6 protein-coding genes are annotated in these 6,763 nt (G+C 71.5%); 2 read left to right on the top strand and 4 right to left on the bottom strand.

Annotated elements, in window-relative coordinates; genetic code table 11:
- Nucleotides 1-407: helix-turn-helix domain-containing protein (locus P3L51_RS34185; protein WP_354609248.1), on the bottom strand; the 407-nt coding region annotated here is incomplete at its 3' end.
- Between the two features lie 218 nt (nt 408-625).
- On the opposite strand from P3L51_RS34185, the gene P3L51_RS34180 reads away from it, so the two are divergent.
- Nucleotides 626-1,252 carry a hypothetical protein gene (locus P3L51_RS34180; RefSeq protein WP_354609247.1) on the top strand — a complete coding sequence of 209 codons (627 nt, stop codon included), beginning with the start codon at nt 626-628 and terminating at the stop codon, nt 1,250-1,252.
- A gap of 341 nt (nt 1,253-1,593) precedes the next feature.
- Here the strand turns inward: P3L51_RS34180 and P3L51_RS34175 are convergent, their stop codons facing one another.
- Entirely contained in the window at nt 1,594-3,609 is a 2,016-nt protein-coding gene (locus P3L51_RS34175; RefSeq protein WP_354609246.1) for a M4 family metallopeptidase, read from the bottom strand.
- Between the two features lie 288 nt (nt 3,610-3,897).
- On the bottom strand, nt 3,898-4,494 hold the full coding sequence (locus P3L51_RS34170) for a class I SAM-dependent methyltransferase (RefSeq protein WP_354609245.1): 597 nt from the start codon (nt 4,492-4,494) through the stop codon (nt 3,898-3,900).
- A gap of 95 nt (nt 4,495-4,589) precedes the next feature.
- Here P3L51_RS34170 and P3L51_RS34165 point away from each other — a divergent pair, with 95 nt between their 5' ends.
- Complete coding sequence (locus P3L51_RS34165) at nt 4,590-4,805, top strand: hypothetical protein (protein WP_354609244.1); 216 nt, start codon at nt 4,590-4,592, stop codon at nt 4,803-4,805.
- Nucleotides 4,806-4,876: 71 nt separating this feature from the next.
- On the opposite strand, the gene P3L51_RS34160 is transcribed toward P3L51_RS34165, so the two are convergent.
- Complete coding sequence (locus P3L51_RS34160) at nt 4,877-6,730, bottom strand: ABC transporter ATP-binding protein (RefSeq protein ID WP_435594585.1); 1,854 nt, start codon at nt 6,728-6,730, stop codon at nt 4,877-4,879.
- Nucleotides 6,731-6,763: the final 33 nt, after the last annotated feature.

Raw genomic sequence — 6,763 nt, 5'->3', positions numbered from 1 at the left:
TCGTCGTCCGGGGCGTCGTCGAGGTTGCCGGGGTCGGGGCCTTCGGGGCCTTCGGGGTCGGCGACGGGCTCCGGTTCGGCGACCGCGACCGCGACCGCGACCGTGGCCGTCTCCCCGGCTCCGTCCGCCTCTTCGCCTTCCTCCGTACGCGCCGAGTGCGCCCGCAGCCACAGCCGGTGCAGCTCCACCCGCTCGGCCGCCGTCGCGCCGACCACCCGTGCCAGCCGCTCCACGGGCGCGTAGTCGACGGGCAGCGCGTGCCCGTGGCAGTAGCGGTGCAGGGTCGAGGCGCCGAGGTGGAGTTGGGTGGCGAGCGATCCGTAACTGCGGTCGGTTCTCTCCTTCAGGCCGCGCAGACGCTTCGCGAACTCCGCGGTCTCCGCCGGGATCTTCGCCGACCGGCCCATTCCACGTCCCCCTACCGCCCGCCACGCCGTTCCGCGGCCATTCCGGGCGCTTGTCGTTTCCCCAGGCCAGCGTACGCGTACGCGTTCCACGCGTTCCGCGATTCCCCTGGGTTGTTGCCGTCGGACCGAGTCACCGCCCAATCTGGGATCACCGGCCGATCAAGCCGGTGCGAACAGCACGACCAGGGGGGATCCACCTAATGACCACAGGCAGGAACATGAGAAACAGCACGACGCGGCGCACGCTCACCGCGGTGGCGACCGCCGCACTCGCCGGCGCTCTCGCGCTCTCGGTGTCCGGCGGCGTCCAGGCCGCGCCGAAGGCGACCGCGCCCGGCTTTCTCGTCGCGAAGGACATGCCGCAGGCCGCGGGCAACTTCTGGACCGCGGGCAGCGTGACCGCCGGCGCCCCGGAGTCGGACCCGTTCTGCCTGGAGAAGGTGCTGCCCGCCAAGGGCACGACCTGGCACCGCCAGTTCGGTACCGACCTCGACACGAGCGGCGTCCAGGTGAGCGTCCGGGCGGCGAGCGCCGCCGACGCCAAGAAGCTGGCCGCGTCCGCCGAGGCGTCCGTGGCGGCCTGCGCCGCGGACTGGCTGCGCGCCACTCCCGGCGGCACGGCCTCGTGGGACGACTACGGCAGGATCGCCGTCGAGGAGGGCGCGCGTGTCATCGGCGTCGCCACCTCGATTCCGGACTCCGGTCCCGGCGTGCATCTGCTGGGCATCGGCCGGGACGGCGACACCGTCACGATCGTCACGTGGGGCCAGTTGGGGAATCTGAGCCACGCGCCGGTCGCGGCGTTCAAGAAGACCACCACCACGGCCGTGAACAAGCTCCGCTAGGAGCTCACGCCGAGGTGGAGGGCGCGGGCGACGGGGGAAGCGGCGCCCGGGCCGGGGAATTGGTGGCAGTGAGGAGCGGGGGAGCCGTCGCGGCGTGGTCGGCGACGGCAGGTCTCCTTCACTGTCCACAGTGACCATGATTCCCCGGTCCGCGGGTCGGTCGTCCGTGTGCACAGTCGGTGGACGGACAGCGTGGCGTACTTCTTGACCGGGAGTACGTGCGGGGGAGTCCCCCGCCGACACAGAGCCGCCCGGGTCCTTGAGGACCCGGGCGGCTCGCCTCACCTCGACGCCTCATGTCAAGGCGTCGGTTCTACGCGTTCAGCGCCGCGCGGTGAGGCTCAGGGGAACGTGAGCTTCACGCTGTTGATGCGCCCGGTGTCCTGCGCCGCGACATCCTGCACCCGCAGCTTCCAGGCACCGTTGGCCACCTCCGACGAGGCGTTCACGGTGTACGTCTCCACGACGTTGTCCGCCGAGTCACCGCTGCTGGCGCTCTTCAGCGGGTAGACCGTCCCGTCCGGGGCGACCAGGTCGACGACCAGGTCACCGCGCCAGGTGTGCGTGATGTCCACGCCGACCGGGAGGGCGGCGGGCGCGTTGCCCGTACGGCCGGTGACGTTGACGGTCGAGGTGACCGCCGCGCCGTTGTCCGGGATCGCGACGGCCGCGGTGTTCTCGAAGACCGTGCCGCCACTGCCACCGGGGCGGGTGCCGACGGCGATGCCGGCCCACGCGTCGGCGACCGACTTGTACTCGGCGCTCGCCGTGCCGTACAGCTCACCGGCGACCGCGAGCGTGCCGGTACGGGCCGCCGCGTAGTTGGTCGTGGAGGTGAACTTCGTGGCGAGGGCCTTGAACCAGATCTGCTCGGCCTTCGCCCGGCCGATGCCGGTCACCGGCAGCCCGTCGGAGGTCGCCGAGTTGTAGCTGACGCCGTTGATGGTCTTGGCGCCGCTGCCCTCGGAGAGCAGGTAGAAGAAGTGGTTCGCCGGACCCGACGAGTAGTGGACGTCGACGCTGCCGATGCCCGAGTACCAGTAGTCCTTGGACGCGCCGTCCTTGCTCGGCTTGTCCATGTACCGCAGCGGGGTGCCGTTGCCGTTGATGTCGATCTTCTCGCCGACCAGGTAGTCGCCCACGTCCTGGGCGTTGTTGGCGCTGAACTCGACGGCCGCGGCGAAGATGTCCGAGGTCGCCTCGTTGAGGCCGCCGGACTCACCGCTGTAGACGAGGCCCGCCGTGTTGGCGGTGACGCCGTGGGACATCTCGTGCGCGGCCACGTCGATGGACGTCAGCGGCTTCGCGTTGCCCGCGCCGTCGCCGTACGTCATGCAGAAGCAGCTGTCCTGCCAGAAGGCGTTGACGTAGTTGTTGCCGTAGTGCACGCGTGAGTACGCGCCGACGCCGTCGCCCCTGATGCCGGTGCGGCCGTGCACGTTCTTGAAGTAGTCCCAGGTGAGCGCGGCACCGAAGTGCGCGTCGGCGCCCGCGGTCTCCGCGTCGGACGGGGCGCCGTTGCCCCAGATGTCGTCCGTGCCCGAGAAGAGGGTGCCGGTGCCCGAGGAACCCCGGTTCAGGTTGTACGTCTTGTGGTTGCCCCGCGTGGTGTCGGTCAGCGTGAACGACGGGGCGGTGCCCAGGGTGACCTGGCCGCTGTACTGGGTGTTGCCCGTCCCCTCGTGGACGCCCTGCCACTCGAAGAGCTTCTCGCCGGTGGCGGCGTCGGTGACGACGTGCAGCTCGTTCGGGGTGCCGCCCTTCTGGACACCGCCGACGACCGTCTCGTACGCCAGGGTCGGCTTGTCGTTCGCCAGCCAGACGACCTTGCGCGGCGCGCGCTCCGTGGCGGCCTTCGTCGAGCCGTCGGCCTTCGCCACGGACAGCGCCTGCTTCGTGGCGGCGGCGGCCGGGACGTCGGCGTTGGTCTCGACGGACTTGAGGGCCGCCTTGGATGCCTTGCTGACCCCTTCGGTGGCGCCCGCCTTCGTGGTGGCGACGACGAGGTCACCGCCGAGGACGGGAAGGCCGGCGTAGGTGCGCTCGTAGCGGGTGTGCGTGGTGCCGTCACGGTCCTGGACGACATCGCGTACGACGAGCTTCTCCTGGGCGCCGAGGCCGAGTTCGTCGGCCGTCGCCGCCTTGGTGGCGTTGGCCTCGCGTATCAGCTCGGCGCGCTGGGCGGGCGAGAGGGCCTTGGGGAGCGCGCCGGGGTCGGCCTTGCCGGCGACCGGTGCCGCGGGTGCCGAGTCGGGGGCGGCGGCTGCGCTGCCGGCCTGGACTCCGACGGCGAGAAGTGCGGTGACAGCGATCAGAGCGCCGGTCGCGGTGATGCGGCGGCTGGGCGTGGGTCTCACGCGAACTCCTTCTGCGAGGGGGGTACCGGACCACGCTCGGGTGGGCGGCCCGGAAAATGCAGGAGCAAGTGCAGGAGCAAGTGCAGGAGCAAGGTGGAGCACGAGATGCGGAGCACGAGAAACGGAGCTGCTGTGCACGAGATGCGGAGCGGTGGTGCTCAGAACGGAGGAAGAGTCCCAGGAATCCGGCTTCTCTGTCAGGAGCGCGTCAACAAGTTGGCCGGAAATCGTCCGCTGCGCGAACTGCCGTGTTCGTTAAGCGAAATCCACGCCGCTGTTGCGGCGGTGTTACGCGGGCGTACGCCGGGCGACCGTGATGATCTCCGGACCCGCGTCGGTCGGCGGGCCGCGGTCCCGGTCGCCGCACCGCTCCTCGGCGACCGGCCCCGCCTCGGTGAGGAACGTGTCGGGCCGGCCTGCGCCGAGGAACCGCAGGCCGCTGTCGTTGTGTCGCGGGGCACGCTCTCCGGGGAGGACGAGACCGGTCCTGAAGGAGGCGATCTCCCCATCCACAGAACGGACTTGGCGATTCATCGGCATCGTGGCGGAGCCGCCGGCGCCCGGAGCCGGCACGTCCACGGGCGCGAGCGTCGTCCACGACTCCCACGCACGCGGGAGCGGAACGCGCGTCTCGAAACCGAACCGGCCACCATCGGTCGGAGCCCCGCGCACGGCGGCGAGCGCGGCGCGTGGCTCGTCGTCCCCGAGAAGAACCTGGAACGCGCGTCCGGTCATCACCACACAGTCGAACTCGCGCTCCCAGGAGGTGGATTCGAGGTCACCGAGAATCCACTCGATGTCCGATTCCGGCCGTCGGTTGGGCGGCCGTCGCCGGGCCCGGGACGGGGTGCGCGAATGCTCCCACAACGGGTGCGGGAGGGACATCGCGTTTCCGTCCGGCGGCTCCGCCCGCTCCCGTAGAGTCCTTGGCGCCACCGCTCCGTACAGGCCGAGCACAGCGGTTGACGAGGAGAGCGACCATGGAGCCCGAAGCCACCCCCGACCCCCTCGTGTACGCACCCGGAACGGGACGGCCCGTCCCCGAGGCCGAGCCCGAACTCGTGCGGCGTTGGCGGTCGCAGGGAGGCGAACTGGTCGAGCTGCTGTCCGAGGTGCGCGCGCGGTTCGGCGGCGTCGCCGCGTTCCGGCTCGGGCCCCACTCCCGCGACCTTGGGAAGACCCCGGGCCACTCCTGAAGCCGTGCCCGCGGCCCGGCGCTCCGGACGAACCTCACCCGCGCGACGCCAGGACGGCGGTCCGGGCGGTGTCAGGCCAGGCTGTCGCGCCACGCGCGGTGCAGGCCCGCGAACCGGCCGACACCGCCGATCAGTTCGGCCGGGGAGCCGTCCTCCACGATGCGGCCGTGCTCCATCACCAGCACCCGGTCCGCGATCTCGACGGTCGACAGGCGGTGCGCGATCACCACCGCCGTACGGCCGTCGAGCACGGTGTCCATCGCCCGCTGCACCGCCCGTTCGCCGGGGATGTCGAGGGAGCTCGTCGCCTCGTCCAGGATCAGTACGGAGGGGTCGGCGAGCAGCGCGCGGGCGAAAGCCACCAACTGGCGCTGGCCCGCCGAGATCCGGCCGCCCCGCTTCCGTACGTCCGTGTCGTACCCGTCGGGCAGCCGGCTGATGAAGTCGTGCGCGCCGATCGCCTTCGCCGCGCGCTCGATGTCGTCGCGCGTGGCGTCGGGACGGCCGATCGCGATGTTCTCGGCGACCGTGCCGGAGAAGAGGAACGCCTCCTGGGTCACCATCACGACGCCGCGCCGCAGTTCGGGGGTGTCCAGATCCCGCAGGTCGGTGTCGTCGAGCAGGACGCGGCCCTCGGTGGGGTCGTAGAACCGGGCCAGCAGTTTGGCCAGGGTCGACTTGCCCGCGCCGGTCGATCCGACGACGGCGACCGTCTGGCCTGCCGGGATCGTCAGGTCGAAGCGGGGCAGGACCTCGCCGCCCGTACGGTACGAGAAGCTCACCGACTCGAAGACGACCTCCCGGCCCGGACGCCCGCCCGTCAGCTCCGGCAGCGGGCGGGGGGCCGCCGCCTCCGGCACGGACGGGGTCTGGGCCAGCAGGCCCGCGATCTTCTCCAGCGACGCCGCCGCCGACTGGTAGGAGTTGAGGAACATCCCGAGCCGGTCGATCGGGTCGTACAGCCTCCGTAGGAAGAGCACCGACGCGGCAAGCACCCCGAGGGCCAGCGTGCCGTCGGCCACCCGATAGGCGCCCCACAGCACGATCCCGGCGACGGCGATGTTCGCGACGCCCCGTGAACCGACCACGTAGCGCGCCATTTCGAGGATCGCGTCGCCGTTGGTGCGCTCGTGGTGGTGGTTGAGCGCGTGGAAGTCGGCGTCGTTGGCGCCCTCGCGGCGGAACGCCTGTACGGGCCTGATGCCGTTCATCGTCTCCGCGAACTTCACGATGACCGCGGCGATGGCGGTGGAGCGCTTGCCGAAGATGGCGCCGGCCCGGTGCTGGTACAGCCGCACCAGCGCGTACAGCGGTACGAAGGAGAGCACGGCCAGCCCGCCGATGCCGAGGTCCAGATAGAGCAGCATCGCCGAGATGTAGACGAAGGCGAGCACGACCGCGATGAGTTCCTGAAGCCCTTCGGCGAGCAGCTCGCGCAGCGACTCGACGTCGGTGGTGGAGCGGGAGATCAGCCGGCCCGAGGTGTAGCGCTCGTGGAAGTCCACGCTCAGCGCCTGGGCATGGCGGAAGATCCGGCCGCGCAGATCCAGGAGCACGTCCTGGTTGACGCGGGCCGAGGCGCGGATGAAGGCGTACTGGAAGATCCCGGCTCCGGCGGCGCAGAGCAGATAGCCCACGGCGACCGCGACCAGCGGGCCGTTGTCGTCGGCACGGAAGGCGGGCACGCCGCGGTCGATGGCGTACGCGACGAGCAACGGGCCCGCCTGCACGGCGGCTTGCTGGAGCAGCAGGAACAGCGCGGCGACGGCGACCCTGCCGCGCCGGGCGCTCAACAGCGACCGAAGCAGCGCCCCGGTGGCACCGGGCGGCGCGGGCAGCGCGTCCTGGGCGAAGGGGTCGCCGTCCAAGGAGGCGGGTCCGTGCTCGACGGGGGAGTCGGGGGCGGGCGCGGCGGCACCACCCACCGTGCCGACGCCCGGGCCCTTGTCGGCGACCGT

Origin of the sequence: Streptomyces panacea (genome assembly GCF_040560175.1) — a bacterium.
GTDB lineage: Bacteria > Actinomycetota > Actinomycetes > Streptomycetales > Streptomycetaceae > Streptomyces > Streptomyces panacea.
Note: the sequence above shows the minus strand (reverse complement) of the source record. Positions and strands in the feature narration are given on the sequence as shown.